Consider the following 17,145-nt stretch of genomic DNA (forward strand, 5'->3'; position numbering starts at 1 on the left):
CCCTATGTTAGCAATGCGAAGAATATCTTGGGGGAAATACATCTTCCTAATCTTGGTCGCTGGCTTTGTATTAGTCCCTATGTTTGCCACTGTGCTCGGTGGGTTCAAAAGCTTAGGCGAATTACGCACCAACCCATTTGGCTTACCAGTTGTTTGGGAGTTTGAGTATTACGCACAAGTTTTTGCCGATGGCTCTATTTGGTTGCTAATGAAAAACTCACTGATTATTGCGTTTTTCTCGGTACTACTGACCATTATCATCGGCACCATGACCGCGTTTACCTTTTCCCATATTAAGTTCGCGGGTTATAAATATATCTATAACTACTTCTTAATTGGCATGATGTTTCCTGCGGCCGCGGCGATACTTCCTTTGTTCCTAAAGATCCGTGATCTCGGTCTATTGGATAGTTTATCTGGCGTCGTTATTCCCCAAGTGGCATTCGGGTTAGGCTTCAGCATTTTGTTGTTCCGCACCTTTTTCGAACAGCTGCCAGCTGAGCTGTTTGATGCCGCTCGCGTCGATGGCTGTAGTTACATCAAATTTTATTGGCATGTGATTCTGCCTCTCTCTACCCCCATTCTTGCCACCGTTGGCGTCTTTGTCTTGGTGGCAAGCTGGAACAATTACTTGCTGCCTTTGTTGGTATTGAACACAGAACAACAATACCCATGGACGCTAGGTATCATGCAATATCGTGGCGAATATGGCATCGAATGGAACCGAATCTTGGCCTATGTCACTGTGACCATTAGCCCTGCCATCGTATTTTTCTTGTTTGCTCAAAAATACATTGTCGAAGGTTTAACGGGCGGAGCGGTAAAAGGCTAATCCAATTACATAGAATAATAAGGAAGAATGTTGTGGCTTCTGTTGAATTTAAACATGTTGAAAAAGTCTATTCAGGTGATGTACATACCGTTAAAGACTTTAATCTAAAAATTAATGACGGTGAGTTTATTGTCTTCCTTGGCCCATCTGGCTGTGGAAAGTCGACCACCTTAAGAATGCTCGCTGGACTAGAAGACATCTCTGGTGGTGAAATTCTTATCAATAATAAAGTCGTCAATGAGCTAGAACCCATCGAACGTGACATCGCCATGGTGTTCCAAAGCTACGCGCTTTATCCGCACATGTCGGTTTATCAAAATATTGCCTTTGCCTTAAAACTGGCTGGAATGAGCAAAGCTGACATCGATGAAAAAGTTCGTCCCGTTGCTGACATGTTGCAATTAACTCCTTTACTGGACCGCAAACCCAAAGCGCTTTCTGGTGGCCAACGTCAGCGCGTGGCAATGGGACGTGCCATGGTACGAACCCCAGAAGTGTTTTTATTCGACGAGCCGCTTTCTAATTTAGATGCAAAACTACGAAACTCCATGCGAGCGGAAATTAAAGCACTGCATAAGAAAATGAAGAAAACCACCATTTATGTGACACACGATCAGGTGGAAGCCATGACGCTGGCAGATCGTATCGTGATATTGCGTGATGGCAAAGTCGAGCAAGTAGGCACGCCTAGAGAGATTTATCACTCCCCTGCCAATAAGTTTGTCGCCGGTTTTATTGGCAGCCCAGCAATGAACTTCATTCCAGTGGCTTTAAACAAACAAGAAGGCTGGCAGGTGGATCTTGCAGGACAAACATTACCCTTGCTGGGTGACGTTGACGACCATCAATCCAGTGCTAACGCGACCTTGGGGATTCGCCCTTGTGATATTCATATCACGCCAGATTTACTTAGTAATCCGTTGGTCATCAAAGGCAAGGTGGAGAATTTAGAATTGCTTGGCTCAACGATCCAGCTGACAAGTCGCTTGGGTGAGAGCCAAATCACCGTTGAAGCCCCATCCAGTCATATAGTCAATGAAGATGATGAAGCCAACTTTTATATTGATGAGTCACGTCTTCACATGTTCAACGACCAATCTGGGCTGTCTATTTACAAACCCAAAGGCAAACCTGAATCGGTTGTCAGTCAATAAAAGCTCAACATCGTTGGGCAAGCTCCCTGATGGGCTTGTCCAACGTGATTAAATGGCACTTCGGCTTCGGTATAGGGCAGCATGTTCGAGACAATATTCCCCGGCTAGTTCTTGCATCACCTGAACGTCTTGTAACATTTCGGGTGGTTTCCCGTACGCTAACACGGTAATTTCGTCGCCGGATTCCAAGCAAACAACAGGCAGGCTAACTTTACGATAACCATCTATCGCCGTAATTCTTTCCAATGTGTCCATCTCGGCTAAAACGTCATCGGTCACTTCAAACACCTGTCCTTTCACAGGATGCCCTTCGCCTTCCTGCAACACCAACCAAGGCGAACACCGCTCGCCTACCAGATATAAGGGGTAACATGCTTTGGTTGCAAAATCCCCACGGTAACGAATGCCTTTATTCGTTTTAAAATTAGGAAAACCTTCCTTCAAAGTTCCAAATACAAACACTTTAGGCATCTAGTTTGCTCCTTTTTAGCGAGTAATTTGCCCTATTAACCAATTAACAAATACTTCAATTCTCGGATCTTTCTTCGGGTCATCCAATGTTAAAATCGCATAATCATATCCTGTAGATTGCATACCTAATGGTGCAATAAGCCGTTGCGTCTTTAAGTCATCTTCTACGAGTGGGATAGATCCAATTGCCATACCTAGTTGTTCTTGTGCGGCCTGCAAAGCATAAAAGAAATGATCAAAATACTGCTCATTTTTTGGAGCCAGATTTTCCATTCCATTAGCCTGTTTCCAGTCATTCCATGCATTGGGCCGAGTACGACTGTGTAACCAACTAGCCTTGTTTACATCTTTCTCAACACCATCCCAATAAACTTGAGAGCAAACAGGACCGGATGATTCAGCACAAAGTGTCGTTACTTGATAATCTTCATGGAAACCAAAGTCCATGCGTCGAATCGCAATATCACAATTTTCCGATAAAAGATCAATCGGACCACCCGCCATCCGTAGGTCTATATTCAGTTCTGGACACAATTCCCGAAAAGTACCCAAGCGAGGCATTAACCAACGCATGGCTAAACTGGGTTCGCACGACACAGTAAGAAATGGCGATGAGCTATCATGACGGTGGATTTCTTCCACTGTATGACTCAGTGCATCTAACGTTTCCGATGTGGTTTTTAACAATCTTTGCCCAGCTGACGTGAGATACACTCGTCGATTACGCCGAACAAATAACTGCACACCAATACGGTCTTCTATTTGCGCAACTGCTCGACTAATCGCACCGTGAGTTAAATGAAGCTCTTGGGCTGCACGAGAGAAACTTTGATGCCGTGCAGCCGCTTCGAAAGCGGTCAAAGCACCTAGAGGAGGCAATCGCCTTTTTGTGTGATTATTACTCACAATATACTCCACTTTCTTTCGATTTTATTTGTTTATTCGCGAGTTCATACTCTTATTATTCACACATTAGAGTATCTTCCTATGTTAAATATCAATCAATTTGAATTGTATTCTGTGGTCATCATTACATTATTGGCCGTTATAAGCCCTGGACCAGACTTTGCCATGGTCTCGAGAATTTCCTTACTACAAGGACGAAGAGAAGGCATTTTAAGCGCTTTAGGGATTAGCGCCGCGATCAGCGTACATTTGACTTATACTCTATTGGGATTGGGCATTGTTTTTGCCAACAATGTTTGGGTTTTAAATACGCTACGATATCTGGGGGCAATGTATTTAATTTGGTTGGGCATTTCCGCCCTATGGCCGGATATAAAAGCACTTTTTTCTAGAACAAAATTTAACCAGCCAACGGAGCCATTAAAAAGTGAAAATCCTTATCAAAATGAACTAAGCAGAAACAGCTCAGCTTTTTGGTCTGGTTTTGCTTGCAACGCACTCAACCCAAAAACCATGTTATTTATCGTTTCTTTATTTAGCCAAGTAATTTCTACAGATACCTCTTTACTGATGGAGCTGGGTTACGGTGCTTACATCGCTTTAGCGCATCTTGTTTGGTTCGCGTTAGTGGCCTGTTTATTAACATCAGCAAGAATTCAACAAAAAGTTCTGGTCTTTAAAGTATGGATCGAAAGAGTCACTGGTGTCCTAATGACAACGCTTGGTTTACGGTTATTAATTAACTGACTCTTTACGGCAACGCGCATTGAGTCGCCAATATCGAATGGATAAAAATCCCCCCGCTCATGATGAAATAATCGGGGGGATTTAAGTCATTAGAGAGAGGATATTTAAACGCTTTGCGTAACTTTTACTGGATCAGTTCGCAAACCAAACGTGACAATAATGGCTGCTGCCAAAAGAATCAAAGCGGCGATTGTAAAGACACCAAGCGCACCACTAACATCAAAAACAAGCCCACCTGCTGCTGCACCGGTAGCAATACCAACCTGAATAGCTGCAACCAGAAGCCCACCACCACTTTCAGCTTCATCAGGAACGCTGCGTGTAATCCAAGTCGACCAAGCAACTGGTACACCACCAAACGCCATTCCCCAGATAGCCACCAATATAGCCGTTGGTGCAACAGCGCCCTGGATACTGACCATACCAATTCCAGCCAAGCCAATGATCAGCGGCATAAGCGTAAGGGTTAGGCGCAGTGATCGCGCAATCAAGGCTCCGGCTATATAAGTACCAATGAAATTAGCAACACCAAAACCCAATAAAATACCCGAAATACCAGCAGTTGCGACACCTGTCACATTTTCAAGAAACGGCCGAACGTAGGTAAATAAAGCGAAATGCCCCGTAAAAATAAGCACCAGCATTAACAGGCCGAATTTCATTCGAGGGCGATTCATCACCGCGATCAGGGTACCTAATGTTGCTCGACCACGCGGTTGCATTCTCGGCAAAGTAGCAAACTGGACAGCAAGGACCAGAACACCAAGCAAGGCTACCAACAGGAAAACATTACGCCAGCCGATAGTACCACCAAGATAACTGCCGAGCGGAGCGGCAAATATAGTCGCAGCCGAAACGCCGCTAAACAGAATAGCTAACGCACGAGGAATGTCTTTGTCAGGAACCAGCCGCATAACAATGGCTGCAGCCATGGTCCAAAAACCACCAAGTGCAATACCAAGCAGCACACGACCAGCTAACAACAGAAAGAAATTCGGTGCGAGAGCAACCAGAATATTCGAGATAATTAACAGTACTGAAAATCCCAGTAAAACATAACGGCGATCCATGCTGCGGGTAACAGTAGCGGTCAAAAGGCTGGCAAATACCGCAAGAATAGCGGTAGCCGAAACGGCTTGGCCTGCCATCCCTTCAGTAATTGAAAGATCGGAAGCCATTGGTGTTAAAAGGCTAGCTGGCAGAAACTCCGCCGTAACTAGCCCAAAAACACCTAACGTCATGGCTATTACTGCCCCCCAAGCTGGTACGTCTTGTACCTGCGCCGGAGACGCATTTACTGTATTCGTCATCGAAAGTCCTCTTGAAATGAATGTTTGTATATTGCGTGCAGAATAATATGGACAGACCAGACGATATATACCAATATATCCTAAATTCATACCATATCGTCCGGAGAGCTATGCAACAGTCCTCGACAAACAAGATCACCAATGAAGCCCGACACGACATGATGAACGAACTTCTGTCTGGCGTACGCCTTAAGGGCCTTGAATACAGACGAGTCGAAATTTCCGCTCCATTTGGCCTGCAATTTGGAGAGGAATCAGATAAAAGATTGGCGTACTTTCATTTCATTGGACAGGGTTCAGCATTTTTACGAACTCGAAGCGGAGCTGTACACCAGCTTGCATGCGGTGATGCAGTATTGATGCCTTGCGCGGGAACCCATGATCTTTATAGCGAAGATGGTGTGCCGCTAGTCAGTATTAATGCCTTTGAAAAAGTGCAATTATGTGATGCTACGTCGGAAATAAGCGCTTGTAACGCTGAAATATGCCGTTCGAAGGACAATTTTATTTTCAGTTGCGCCATGGAATTCGACTTAGGTTGGCTTCATCCGTTAGCTCATTTGAAGCCAGAAGTAATGCATATTGAAACGGTACCCGATTATGATCCACAAATTCCCGCCATACTTGATGTGATGACCAAGGAATTGAAGGCTAAACGACCAGGATATAGCGTAATTTTGACACGACTTGCCGATGTCGTGGCTGCGGCTATTTTACGTCGTTGGGTAGAGATTGGATGCAATGTATGCGGCTGGGTTGAAGCAATGCGCGACCCGAAACTCGCACAGGTTTTATCTGCTCTGCATCATGAACCTGGACGACAATGGTCGGTGGCAGATATGGCGTCAGAAATGGGGGTATCACGATCCGTCTTTGCTGAACGCTTTACCGAATTAACCCATTCCACACCACAGCAATATTTAGGCAACCTACGCATGCGCCTAGCAAGTCAGTGGATCAGCCAAGATAACCTGTCACTTGACGAAATTGCCGATCGACTTGGCTATGGCTCTGCCGCTTCATTTAGTCGAGCCTTCAAACGAATGACAGGAATATCGCCCGGTGCAGTAAGAAGTGGCCTTCTTCCAGAACTTTAAGAGCCAAAGATATATATCCGTTTGTAGTGAAGCAAAAAATTTAGCAAAAATGCACATTAGTGTGGATGCTAGGCAGTTTGATAGAGTTGATCATAATCCACTGGTAAACTTGCTGAAATTACTTTTCATAAGGCTTAAATACTATGTCTACTGCAATAAAATCAGGCTTGAATGTGACCAAGATAACGGGATTTAGCACGCTATTGATGACGACTTTCTTAGTGGGTTGCAGTGAACCACCAGAACTCCAAACGGTTGAAGGTTACGCTCAAGGCACAACCTATCAAATTAGCTTTTGGTCCGAAGAAGAAGTACCTGTTACCGAGGTACAAGCGGCATTTAATGATACGCTTGCCCAAATAGACAAAGAGCTTTCTACCTACCGTCCCGATTCATTTATTTCAGAATTTAACCGCAGTCCTTCTGTCGGCTGGCAACCAGTCTCTCAAGACTTTGTTGATTTAGTTAAAATTGCCCAAGACATACATGCAAAATCGGAAGGTTGTTACGATCCGACTATTGGGCCTTTGTTCGATTTATGGGGTTTTAAAACTGACAAGCTTCATGTGCCAACGCAAGAAGAATTAACAGCTCTAAAATCTGAGCTTGGAATCAATAAGATCGAGGTAGACGAAGAGAATTTACGTGTACGTAAAACGCGCCCTTTTTTACAGCTTGATTTTTCCTCTATGGGCGAAGGTTACACCATTGGCAAGTTAAGCCATGTTTTAGAATCCAAAGGCTACGACAATTATATGGTGCAATTTGGTGGCGATATGAAGATCAAAGGACATAAGCCAAATGGAGACAAATGGCGAGTGGCCATTCAAAGCCCAATTCCTTCTGCCGAAGGTGGCCCAAAAGTCTATCAAGTTATTACTGTCAAAGATGAAGACGGCGTTACGCTAGACACATCAGGAACTTATAACCGTCACTTTGATGATAACGGTGTTGAATATTCTCACATCATCAACCCAAGCACAGGCAAACCAATTACTCATAATCTTATATCGGCTTCTGTGTTTGGCACCGATCCAAGAGTTAGCGATGCATGGGCAACAACCATGTTGTGCCTAGGCCCTGTAGAAGGCGCAAAAATTGCCAAGAATGAAAACCTAGACGTATTCTTCATCGAAAGAAAGAACGACAAATTAATCAACTCCAGCAGCGACGCTTTGCTTAAAACAAACCGGGTGAAATTTGACTAATAAGTTACTTGGCTAAAATAAAAGACCGAGTAGCGCCTGCTACTCGTTTTTTTTATGAAATACTTGTCTCTCTATACAGCTGAAATAAATAATTTACAGATAAAAATGAAACTGTCTAGGGAATAACTTTGTTTACATGTCGCTTTAAGCATGCGGCCTTATTATCAATAATATAAATTCTTGCCATTTATGAATAAACAACGAACCTATAATAATAGGTACCACCAACTTGTTTTTCTTGTCTTAGCGCTCTAGTATTATTTTATCCTATCACTTGCAGAGGAGCATATCGCGCCGTGAACAACTAAGCCTTTTTTTCATAGATATTTTATATGTTGAATTAAGGTGAGGAAGTCGTCGACTTCCCAGTGAGCGTGTTATGCTGGTTGTTTCTAATCTATCTTATATATTGCCTAATGGCGATGCTCTATTCTCCCATTTATCTTTTAGCTGCTCTGGCGGCGCCACTGCGATTATCGGCCGTAATGGTGTGGGCAAATCTACACTATTAGAATGCATTGCCCAGCAGCAACGTGATACGACTATCACAGGTACCTGCTGCCTATTTCGCCAATCAATTAATGATAATTACTCTGATATCCCGCGAGTAATCGATGCTTTGCATTTAGGCGAATATTACGATGCGCTTAGACGCGTAGAACATGGTAAGCCTCTAGATACAGATATCGATTTACTCGAGCAACACTGGAATGTGGTCGAGCAAGCCCAAGAAAGCCTCATGAAGGCGAATCTAGCACTTGAATTAGACCAACCCATACTTTCACTCAGTGGTGGTCAACGTACAAAAGTTCAGCTGATTGGGCTGTTACAACAACAGCCTGATGTATTACTACTCGATGAGCCAAGCAACCATCTGGATAAACAAAGTACCCAGTGGTTGATTCAACAATTGCAAGAAACGCCTAGCACTGTCCTACTAGTCAGTCATGATGCCATGTTACTAAACAGCCTTGATAGATTCTTAGTACTCAATGAGACTGGCATCCATCCTTATCATATGGACTTTAACAGCCTTCGCGCACAACTTAAAAAAAAGCATCATGACTCAATAAAAGCCATAGGCCAAGCCAAAGCTAAACTCAAAAAAGAACAACGTGAGCAGCAAATTCGTGAACAAAAATCTCAACAACGCCTGCGCCAAGGTGAAGCAGAACGCACCTCTGGCAGCCAATCAAAATTACTTCTAGATCGTAGAAAGAACAAAGCCCAAGAGCAACGTGGTGCACAAGCTAGAATGGCAGAACAACGTAGTCTTATCTTGAAAAAGGAGCTCCAACAACAGCAATGCCAGCAAATAAAAACATCGACACTCAATTTGCACCTATCTAGCCAAAATAAAGGCCAACGTCGGGTACTTGATCTCATTGATGCGGTACTTCCCTTTGGAGATAAAACCCCATTAAGCATCTTCTTAGATCGTGGAGAACGCTTGCGCATTGATGGCCCAAACGGTAGTGGCAAATCTACTTTAATACAATGTATTCAAGGTCTGAAAACTTTAGAGTCTGGCGAGCTCAATCGTCATGTCGATACCCTGTATCTTGATCAGCATTTAAGCCTACTGGATCAATTCACCTCACCTTTTGCACTCTTAAAAAGTCAAGCTACGCATCTTGATGACAGTACGATCCGAACTTTTCTTGGCAGTATTGGATTGCGCAGCGATCATGTTTTCTTACCTTGTTCAGCTCTAAGCGGTGGCGAGCGTATGAAAGTTGCATTACTACTCATCAGCCAGCTACCTAGCGAAGGGATACTGATACTCGATGAAACAGACAATCACCTAGATATTGATAGCCAAGACCAACTCGCAGCAACCCTAGACAATTATCAAGGTGCACTGATCTTCGTAACACATCAGGATAAATGGATAAGAGCGGATAAAATCGTAGCTCTCAAAAATAAAAAGACCGAATAGCGCCTGCTACTCGGTCTTTTATCAGCTTGTGTGAATCGCTATTTAATAGCTAAAACTTTATAGCTTAAAACGATTCGTTAACCCACTTAGGTTCTCTGCAAGTCGGGCAAGATCTAAACTCGCTGCACTGGATTGATTTGCTCCAGCAACCGCTTCATTCGCAATATCACGAATAGCTAACAAGTTTTTATCTACTTCTCGTGCAACAAGAGCTTGTTCTTCGGCAGAACTTGCAATAGCAATGTTTTGGTCATTAATTCGAGAAACAGATTCTGCAATAGATTTAAGCGCTTCCCCAGACAAATTAGCAATCTCCAATGTGGCGTTGGCTTTTTCATGGCTGCGCTGCATTGAACTTACAGTAAGATCCGTTCCGCTTTGCACAGATTGAATCATGACTTCAATATCTTTTGTCGACTCTTGAGTACGATGTGCTAATGCACGTACTTCATCTGCCACAACAGCAAAACCTCGACCTGTTTCGCCAGCACGAGCCGCTTCAATCGCTGCGTTCAGTGCCAATAAGTTCGTTTGGTCTGCGATACCACGAATTACATCTAGCACCGAACCAATGCTGCTAACTTGCCCTGCTAGATCATTAACGCCTTGAGTTGTAGTCTTCAACTCAGTCAATAAAGACTGAATGGTTTTTATGGTTTGTTGAACTTGATCACGACCTAATTCAGCGCGCTCATCTGCAGTATCAGAATCTTTTGAAGTGGCGACGGCATTACGCGCTACATCTTCCACGGCTGATGTCATTTCGGTAACAGCAGAAACAGCTAACTCTAATTGCTCGTTCTGATGATGCATGTCTTGAGTCGATTTTTCCGTGACGACACTTAACTCTTCTGATGTTGAAGCCAATTGAGTCGCGGCATCTTGGATTTCATTTACCGTTTTAGAAAGCTGCTCAACCGTTTTATTAAAATGACCCGCTAATATACCTAATTCATTACGAGAAACATTTTCTAGACGGATGCTCAAATCACCACTTGATAAGCGAGTCATTGCATTTTGAATATAGGCGACTTGCTGAGTCAATGTGCGCGTAATATAAAATGCAATAATAAGGGCGGCAGCAATAATAATTACGGCGACTATACTAAGCATAGAAGTAGACTCTTGATAAACAACATCACCGTTATCACTCGCAGACTTAGCGCCTTTGCTACTTATAGCAGAAAGTCTATCTAGAAAGGATGAGTACTCATTATACTTTTTAAGCGATTCAGTAAGAAAAAGAGAACGCGCAGCATCATCTTCATCTTGTCTTGAAAGGGTAAAAACTTTATTTTCAATACTTAAATAGTCTTTATAGCTCGCTTCAAATTGTTTTAATAACTTTATTTCTTCATTATTATCAGACACTAATGCACTGAACTCTCTGATTGTCTGTTCAATACCAATCTTTTGCTCTTCTATTACCTTTTCTAATCTTACCTTTTCCTCAGATGTATTATAAAGAATATGAACAGCTTCAGAATTACGTAAATCTGCGGTTTGAGTGTTAATACTTTCAATCAGCTTAACCGATGGAAGCCAGTCTTCTGAAATAATAGTAGATTGATCATTAATGTTACTCATACGAGTAAAAGAAAAAACAAGAACGACAATCAGGCCAAAAATAATCAACCCGTAACTAGAAAAAAGCAACACACTTAATTTAACATTTTTCATAAAATATTTATTACATCTCCATTACAAAATAGTTTCTTTAACATTAAACTCATACAAAAACGCACCAAAATAGAGCGTCAAATATTTTATGTACAAGACCATCTTATACATAAAATCGATGCATAATAGCGCCTACTTATTTTGTATTCAATAAATTAAGCTATTTAAATGCACCGTCAAAAAACCGATAAAAAAGGAAGAATCAAGCACAAGATTTAAATGTTAAAAATGAAAGGGGATATCTAATTTATATACAGGCATTCCATTTGGTTATTAGAATTTATAGCTCGATTCTAAACCATGAGCCTCTTATTGATCTTTTGCTCGGGTTAGATTCAAGTGACCAGATTTGACGTTTTTGTGATTTCTCGAAAGTTTAGCCATCATACTCTGGTCAGATTTAAATAAGAATTTCTTGATTTTAAGAAAAGGAAAAAGCTATTAGAAGCAACATGTTCTGCAACATAAACTAAATCATTATCAATGCAGATGCCCTTGAACTTGTGCATAGAATAGTGCCGTTCATGAAGGCACTATTCTATTTTTGATTTACCACAAAATTTACTTACCAATCATAGCAAGCCCACAGAAAACAAAAAAAACGGAGCGGTTGGTCTTCTGTGAGCCCTTGGCTAGGCTTTTAGTTAATTCTCGCCCAGAACGTCATATTTACTGATTCTTTATCAAGAAGTTCTAAGTATTCTAACGCCACCTTGTTTCTCAGCCACTGCTGGCAATACTCCTCGGCTTTTTCCTGCGAACTAGCAATCGCTACATCGGCATAGACACCATCCGTTCCACGAACCAGAAAATGAAGAATCAGCTCCTCTTGCAGACTAAGAAATTCGGCTTCTACTTGATGTGACAGTTCTACTAATCTGGTTTCTGTTACGCCTTCTTTAAGCCTAAAGGTCGCAAATTCCATACCGCCAATATTATCAATGTTGTTATTCTTTATCATGTCAGTGCCTCAGTTATGAATTAAGCATCAACTCTAAGGCTTCACTACTGACAGCATTGTGTCAGTCAGCTTTCGTATTTTTAAATTCAATGTATGCTGACAAAGAAACATCTTCTGGCAAAGCACTCGCAGCGTCACAAGAATTTAATCTGGTTATACGGTCCAACCTAAAGTCTCTGTAGTCACCACGCAGCTTACACCAACCACCTAATGTCCATCGGCCACCCCAATAAAATAGCCCTAGAGGAAATACAACTCTCGATGTCACGATTTCTGAAAGTGAGTTGTAACCGATACTGAGCCAACATCCTGTTTCTATAGCTGAATGTATTTCCTCCCATACCTGATATGTTTCGGATGCACTGTGTCTTACCGGCATCCTAATCACTCGATCTTCGCTGGAAATCATCTTTGATTTTTTAGGCAATGCTGCCTCAATCTTTGACAATAAAGAATGTGCCGAAGCAGCAAATTTCTTTCCAGTCAGAGACGCCGTAAAACTTACGCCGGCAATCAACGCCTCTAGCTCAATTGGCGTCAATTGTAAGGGAGGTAACTCGAACCCCTCTAACAACCGATACCCGACACCAGGCTCGCCATAAACGGGGATTCCAGATAAAGACAAGTCATCAACATAACGATAAATAGTTCTTTCTGACACCATCAACTTTTGGGCCAGCTGCTTAGCTGTAATGGGTTGATGCTTACGCAGAATATTAGTCAACTGAAAAAGCCTGTCTGATTTTCGCACTTCCCCCCCTTTTTTTTCAACTGACCTAATGTCTATCCACAGGGGCTAGTCTGTTTCAAACTCCGTGAATTAACGTAAAGCCCCTGGCGTAATTAGCACGATAATCGGTGATATTACTGAACTGTTCTGATAAGTGAATAGAAAAAATTACCCAAAGAAGCAAGAGTGTTCATCCTCACTTACGATTTGCAAAAAGTCTTCTATCCTACTCACTTCGGGGTTTGAATCGTATCTATGCCATTTCAGACCTTGTTGCATCCAAAATACCTTCCAATGGCCTTTAGTTTTCACAAAGGTAGCTTTCGCAACAGGCGTTTCAATTTTTGAGTCTACCGCCTTCCAATGAGGGCGAATTTCAAATAACTCTACGCTTTGGCCGGATATACGATATCCTATATCGACTTGATGTCTAAGATGGGCAGGAGGTCGATTCTTAGCTAAATACTTCTCTAACTCAGATTCTGTACGTTTTATCTCAAATTCACTTATTGCCATAGTGTTCTTAGTATCCTGTTTTGCAGATTTTTTAAACCATTGATCTTTGGTGACTTTGTACAAACAATCATTTTAAGAGGATGGCCAACCAAAATAATCCTCTAGTTTTTGCACTATATCCCAAAACTAGAGACATTTTAATCCTCGATACATTCTCGGTATTAATTAGCGGATATTTGCTGAATCAGTTGCCAAGATAACGTTACGCTTTTGCGAATTGCAAGCGCCTCTCCTCTTCTCTCTATGCTCCAAACTAGCCCTAATTGTTTCCAGAGCCGTCAATCAGCATCCTATCCAATATTTTTCCGCTCATAGGCTTCAAATAAATCACTAACAAGCACACCATTAATTTTCATACCAAGTAAATTTGCATTACTTATCTCGGTATTTTCAAGGTTTAAGTTTGTGAAAGAGGTATTTGACATATTAACATTATTAAATTTTGAACAACTCAAATTGATATTTTCGTAAGTACTATGAGAAAGATTAACATCATCAAACGCACATGCCTCTAAATTTGAATCAGAAAATTTAGCATTCTTTAACTCCACCCAAAATTTCGAATCGGATAGGTTTACACAATCAAATTGAGTACCACTCATATCTGATTTTGAAAATATAAACCCTTTATACTCTGAGTTTGGAAATGGATTATTGTCCGACATAAATACCTCCTAATATGCCAAAATATTTTTTGCATTCTATCTTACAGACTTATAATCCATGAATAGTAAGAGTCTTTTTAATAAAATGCTTTAGTCATAAACTGTTATCTCGATAATAATGTGTTTTTTATTTTTTACAAAAAATAATGATCAAAATATTGGCCGAAAAAAATGCCCTCTGTCCCGCATTGGCACAGAAGGCATTTTTGCATTCAAGCTAGATAACTCTTTAGATTTAGTAATTCACTAGGTTAAAGCGTGCTTTTTAAACCCAGCTCTAAACCACGAACTTCTGCCAAACCTTTCATTCGACCTAGTTTTGAGTAACCCGGTTTTGAATTCTTTTCTAGGTCATTAAGAATTTGATGGCCGTGGTCTGGTCGCATTGGGATCAGGCTCGGAGCGTTGTTGTCATTACGTTTCTTCTCTTCTACAAGAAGCGCACGAACCACACCAACCATGTCTACGTCACCACCTAGGTGAGACGCTTCATGGAAGCTACCCGCTACTTCTTCGCGCTTGGTTGATCTTAAGTGAGTGAAGAAAATGTTCGAACCAAAGCGTTGCACCATATCAACCAAGTCGTTATCTGCACGAACACCGTAAGAACCAGTACAAAGAGTAATACCGTTTACAGGGCTTGGCACAGCACCAAGCAACCATTCGATGTCGTCTTTAACAGAGACAACACGAGGCAAGCCCAGAATCGGACGTGGTGGATCATCTGGGTGAATCGCTAAGCGTAAGCCCCCCTGCTCCGCGGCTGGTACAATCTCTTCTAAGAAAAGTTTAAGGTGCTCGCGAAGTTTGTCTTTGTCGATGCCAGCGTATTCATCCAATTTTTCGCGGAATTGTTCTATGGTGTAGCTTTCTTCGGACCCAGGAAGGCCAGCGATGATGTTCGCGACTAAGCGGTCTTTATCTTCCGCTTTTAGGCTCTCTAAGAAGGTTTTCGCTTGCGCTTTTTCTTCATCACTGTATTCAGATTCTGCGCCTTTACGCTCTAGAATGTATAACTCAAACGCAGCAAAAGCCGTTTGGTCAAAACGCAATGCACGAGAGCCATCTGGCAATTCATAATCCAAATCTGTGCGAGTCCAATCCAATACTGGCATGAAGTTGTAGCACACGGTATCTATGCCACATTCCGCCAAGTTAAGCAGAGTTTGCTTATAGTTTTGAATGTACTCTTGGTAATTGCCCGTACGCTTTTTAATATCTTCGTGTACTGGTACGCTTTCTACCACAGACCAACGCAGTGTATGAGCTTCTATCATGGCTTTACGGGCTTTAATCGCTTCTACTGGCCACACTTCGCCATTAGGAATCTCATGTAAAGCAGTTACAACACCAGTAGCCCCAGTTTGACGAATATCCGTCAAGGTTGTTTCATCATTTGGTCCAAACCAACGCCAAGTATGTTCCATTTTATCCTCCGAAATTCGCTGTGTTGTTATTTAATAGTCTGTTGTTGAATGACAGACATTCAGTAACACCGCTTGAAATAAGTAATTGATATGCACTCAGCACAGCACTAGAAAACATCTCGCTTTGACTGAGTTTTGTAGAAAAAATATCGTTCAGTTTGAAGGCTTCACGAACCAAGCTTTCAGGATCAGAACAACGACCATGAAGCTCTCTTAACGCCTGTGCCATTGGGTCATCAACCTTATGTTGATTGCCTTCAAGATCTTCACCGCGCACATAAAATAGCCATGCTGCCACACCTAATGCTGTCGCATTTAGGTCGCCCTGTTTTGCATCGTTCGCCAAACGCTCTTGCGCACCATTTAACCAGCGCTGAGGAATTTTCTGAGAGCCATCCATCGCAATTTGCGACAATTGATGCTGCAAACTGTCATTGGCAAAACGACTGATTAAGCTCTCAATGTATTCATGAACCTTTACTTCTTCTGGTAAATCCAGCGTTGGAGCTGCTTCAACGCTCATATAGTGACGAATCAAGGCGGCGAACTTTTCATCCGCCACTGCTTGCGCCACGGTTTTGTATTTGGCTGCCAACCCAACATAAGCGAGCAATGAGTGGCTGCCGTTTAACAAGCGCAGTTTCATGGTTTCAAACGGGTGAACGTCTTTTACCATTTGCACGCCGTCGCGCTCCCAATCTGGTCGACCTTGCGGGAAGTTATCTTCTACAACCCATTGGCTAAAGGCTTCACACATCACAGCATTTTGATCGTGACAATTAAGCTCCTTTTGCAATCGCTCGCGGGAATCATCCGACATGGCAGGCACAATTCTGTCCACCATGGAACTTGGAAATGCCACGGTGTCTTCAATCCATTGAGCAAACTCTGCTGAACGATGCGCTGCCAACTCACATACCGCTCGACGCGTTAAACTGCCGTTATTCGGCATGTTGTCACAAGACAAGATGGTAAACGGCGGTAGACCCAAGTCTTTTCTGCGGTACAAGGCTTCAACAAGAATCCCCGGCGCGGTTTTAGGCGCTGTAGGATTTTCAATATCGTGCTGAATACTTGGATCATCTTGGCGCAATGTCTTATCAGCCGGTGCTAGGTAGTAGCCTTTTTCGGTCACGGTTAAAGTGACAATTTTGGTCTTTGGTGACACAAGCTTTTCAAATAAAGGCTCTTTGTCTGCCCCAGCAAATAAGGCATCGCGAATCGCGTTGATTTCACGCAATTCCACATTTTGGCTGTCTTGGTATTCCGCAATATGATAGCGACAGCCATTGGCTTTAAGCTCGTCAACCAGTTGGCTATTCGAGCGAATATTCACGGCACAAATCCCCCACTCTCCGCCTTGGTTGCGATTCAGATTTTTTTCGATATAAACGGCTTGATGCGCACGATGAAAAGCGCCCAAGCCAATATGAACAATGCCAACATCCACCTTTTCTGGTGCGTATAAGGTATTTGTTGTTTTTATGCTAATCATGATGATT

16 protein-coding genes are annotated in these 17,145 nt (G+C 42.4%); 6 read left to right on the top strand and 10 right to left on the bottom strand.

The window, feature by feature from the left end:
* Window positions 1-4 precede the first annotated feature (4 nt).
* Window positions 5-832, top strand: a complete 828-nt coding sequence (locus B6N13_RS03540; RefSeq protein WP_169458520.1) for a carbohydrate ABC transporter permease — start codon at window positions 5-7, stop codon at window positions 830-832.
* 32 nt (window positions 833-864) lie between these two features.
* Window positions 865-1,986: a sn-glycerol-3-phosphate ABC transporter ATP-binding protein UgpC gene (ugpC, locus tag B6N13_RS03545; RefSeq protein WP_169458521.1), complete on the top strand. Its 1,122-nt coding sequence runs from the start codon at window positions 865-867 to the stop codon at window positions 1,984-1,986.
* Window positions 1,987-2,034: 48 nt separating this feature from the next.
* Here the strand turns inward: ugpC and B6N13_RS03550 are convergent, their stop codons facing one another.
* Window positions 2,035-2,457 (bottom strand): gamma-glutamylcyclotransferase family protein, encoded by a 423-nt coding sequence (locus B6N13_RS03550; protein WP_169458522.1) that lies wholly within the window; start codon window positions 2,455-2,457, stop codon window positions 2,035-2,037.
* 15 nt (window positions 2,458-2,472) lie between these two features.
* Window positions 2,473-3,363, bottom strand: coding sequence for a LysR substrate-binding domain-containing protein (locus tag B6N13_RS03555; RefSeq protein WP_169458523.1), 891 nt, complete (start codon window positions 3,361-3,363; stop codon window positions 2,473-2,475).
* Between the two features lie 81 nt (window positions 3,364-3,444).
* Between B6N13_RS03555 and B6N13_RS03560 the strand changes: the two genes are divergently transcribed.
* Window positions 3,445-4,110, top strand: coding sequence for a LysE family translocator (locus B6N13_RS03560; protein WP_169458524.1), 666 nt, complete (start codon window positions 3,445-3,447; stop codon window positions 4,108-4,110).
* Between the two features lie 104 nt (window positions 4,111-4,214).
* On the opposite strand, the gene B6N13_RS03565 is transcribed toward B6N13_RS03560, so the two are convergent.
* Complete coding sequence (locus tag B6N13_RS03565; RefSeq protein WP_169458525.1) at window positions 4,215-5,420, bottom strand: MFS transporter; 1,206 nt, start codon at window positions 5,418-5,420, stop codon at window positions 4,215-4,217.
* A gap of 110 nt (window positions 5,421-5,530) precedes the next feature.
* Here B6N13_RS03565 and B6N13_RS03570 point away from each other — a divergent pair, with 110 nt between their 5' ends.
* The 3 genes from B6N13_RS03570 to B6N13_RS03580 all read left to right on the top strand — a co-directional run bounded on the left by B6N13_RS03570 (window position 5,531) and on the right by B6N13_RS03580 (window position 9,664).
* On the top strand, window positions 5,531-6,517 hold the full coding sequence (locus tag B6N13_RS03570) for an AraC family transcriptional regulator (protein WP_012070459.1): 987 nt from the start codon (window positions 5,531-5,533) through the stop codon (window positions 6,515-6,517).
* A 143-nt stretch (window positions 6,518-6,660) separates the two neighbouring features.
* Window positions 6,661-7,725, top strand: coding sequence for an FAD:protein FMN transferase (locus tag B6N13_RS03575; RefSeq protein ID WP_012070460.1), 1,065 nt, complete (start codon window positions 6,661-6,663; stop codon window positions 7,723-7,725).
* Between the two features lie 379 nt (window positions 7,726-8,104).
* Complete coding sequence (locus B6N13_RS03580) at window positions 8,105-9,664, top strand: ATP-binding cassette domain-containing protein (RefSeq protein WP_169458526.1); 1,560 nt, start codon at window positions 8,105-8,107, stop codon at window positions 9,662-9,664.
* Between the two features lie 57 nt (window positions 9,665-9,721).
* Here the strand turns inward: B6N13_RS03580 and B6N13_RS03585 are convergent, their stop codons facing one another.
* The 7 genes from B6N13_RS03585 to B6N13_RS03615 all read right to left on the bottom strand — a co-directional run bounded on the left by B6N13_RS03585 (window position 9,722) and on the right by B6N13_RS03615 (window position 17,138).
* Window positions 9,722-11,344, bottom strand: coding sequence for a methyl-accepting chemotaxis protein (locus B6N13_RS03585; protein WP_012070462.1), 1,623 nt, complete (start codon window positions 11,342-11,344; stop codon window positions 9,722-9,724).
* A gap of 640 nt (window positions 11,345-11,984) precedes the next feature.
* Window positions 11,985-12,305, bottom strand: a complete 321-nt coding sequence (locus B6N13_RS03590) for a hypothetical protein (RefSeq protein ID WP_012070463.1) — start codon at window positions 12,303-12,305, stop codon at window positions 11,985-11,987.
* Window positions 12,306-12,366: 61 nt separating this feature from the next.
* On the bottom strand, window positions 12,367-13,056 hold the full coding sequence (locus B6N13_RS03595; protein ID WP_012070464.1) for a YafY family protein: 690 nt from the start codon (window positions 13,054-13,056) through the stop codon (window positions 12,367-12,369).
* 147 nt (window positions 13,057-13,203) lie between these two features.
* Window positions 13,204-13,551, bottom strand: a complete 348-nt coding sequence (locus B6N13_RS03600) for a DUF3024 domain-containing protein (protein WP_248280220.1) — start codon at window positions 13,549-13,551, stop codon at window positions 13,204-13,206.
* Between the two features lie 290 nt (window positions 13,552-13,841).
* Window positions 13,842-14,216: a pentapeptide repeat-containing protein gene (locus tag B6N13_RS03605; protein WP_169458528.1), complete on the bottom strand. Its 375-nt coding sequence runs from the start codon at window positions 14,214-14,216 to the stop codon at window positions 13,842-13,844.
* Window positions 14,217-14,467: 251 nt separating this feature from the next.
* The gene (gene uxuA / locus B6N13_RS03610) at window positions 14,468-15,643 is read right to left on the bottom strand and encodes a mannonate dehydratase (RefSeq protein WP_169458529.1); all 1,176 of its coding nucleotides are present in this window, start codon (window positions 15,641-15,643) and stop codon (window positions 14,468-14,470) included.
* 1 nt (window position 15,644) lies between these two features.
* Complete coding sequence (locus B6N13_RS03615) at window positions 15,645-17,138, bottom strand: mannitol dehydrogenase family protein (RefSeq protein WP_169458530.1); 1,494 nt, start codon at window positions 17,136-17,138, stop codon at window positions 15,645-15,647.
* Window positions 17,139-17,145: the final 7 nt, after the last annotated feature.

The organism is Marinomonas sp. UCMA 3892 (assembly GCF_012726345.1).
Lineage (GTDB): Bacteria > Pseudomonadota > Gammaproteobacteria > Pseudomonadales > Marinomonadaceae > Marinomonas.

What these genes read in the sequence shown, in the direction of transcription:
- B6N13_RS03600 (WP_248280220.1), bottom strand. Translation starts at nt 13,551, where the DNA reads ATGGCAATAAGTGAATTTGAGATAAAACGTACAGAATCTGAGTTAGAG.
- B6N13_RS03615 (WP_169458530.1), bottom strand. Translation starts at nt 17,138, where the DNA reads ATGATTAGCATAAAAACAACAAATACCTTATACGCACCAGAAAAGGTG.
- B6N13_RS03585 (WP_012070462.1), bottom strand. Translation starts at nt 11,344, where the DNA reads ATGAAAAATGTTAAATTAAGTGTGTTGCTTTTTTCTAGTTACGGGTTG.
- B6N13_RS03575 (WP_012070460.1), top strand. Translation starts at nt 6,661, where the DNA reads ATGTCTACTGCAATAAAATCAGGCTTGAATGTGACCAAGATAACGGGA.
- B6N13_RS03565 (WP_169458525.1), bottom strand. Translation starts at nt 5,420, where the DNA reads ATGACGAATACAGTAAATGCGTCTCCGGCGCAGGTACAAGACGTACCA.
- B6N13_RS03590 (WP_012070463.1), bottom strand. Translation starts at nt 12,305, where the DNA reads ATGATAAAGAATAACAACATTGATAATATTGGCGGTATGGAATTTGCG.
- B6N13_RS03560 (WP_169458524.1), top strand. Translation starts at nt 3,445, where the DNA reads ATGTTAAATATCAATCAATTTGAATTGTATTCTGTGGTCATCATTACA.
- B6N13_RS03580 (WP_169458526.1), top strand. Translation starts at nt 8,105, where the DNA reads ATGCTGGTTGTTTCTAATCTATCTTATATATTGCCTAATGGCGATGCT.
- B6N13_RS03570 (WP_012070459.1), top strand. Translation starts at nt 5,531, where the DNA reads ATGCAACAGTCCTCGACAAACAAGATCACCAATGAAGCCCGACACGAC.
- B6N13_RS03540 (WP_169458520.1), top strand. Translation starts at nt 5, where the DNA reads ATGTTAGCAATGCGAAGAATATCTTGGGGGAAATACATCTTCCTAATC.
- B6N13_RS03550 (WP_169458522.1), bottom strand. Translation starts at nt 2,457, where the DNA reads ATGCCTAAAGTGTTTGTATTTGGAACTTTGAAGGAAGGTTTTCCTAAT.
- uxuA (WP_169458529.1), bottom strand. Translation starts at nt 15,643, where the DNA reads ATGGAACATACTTGGCGTTGGTTTGGACCAAATGATGAAACAACCTTG.
- B6N13_RS03605 (WP_169458528.1), bottom strand. Translation starts at nt 14,216, where the DNA reads ATGTCGGACAATAATCCATTTCCAAACTCAGAGTATAAAGGGTTTATA.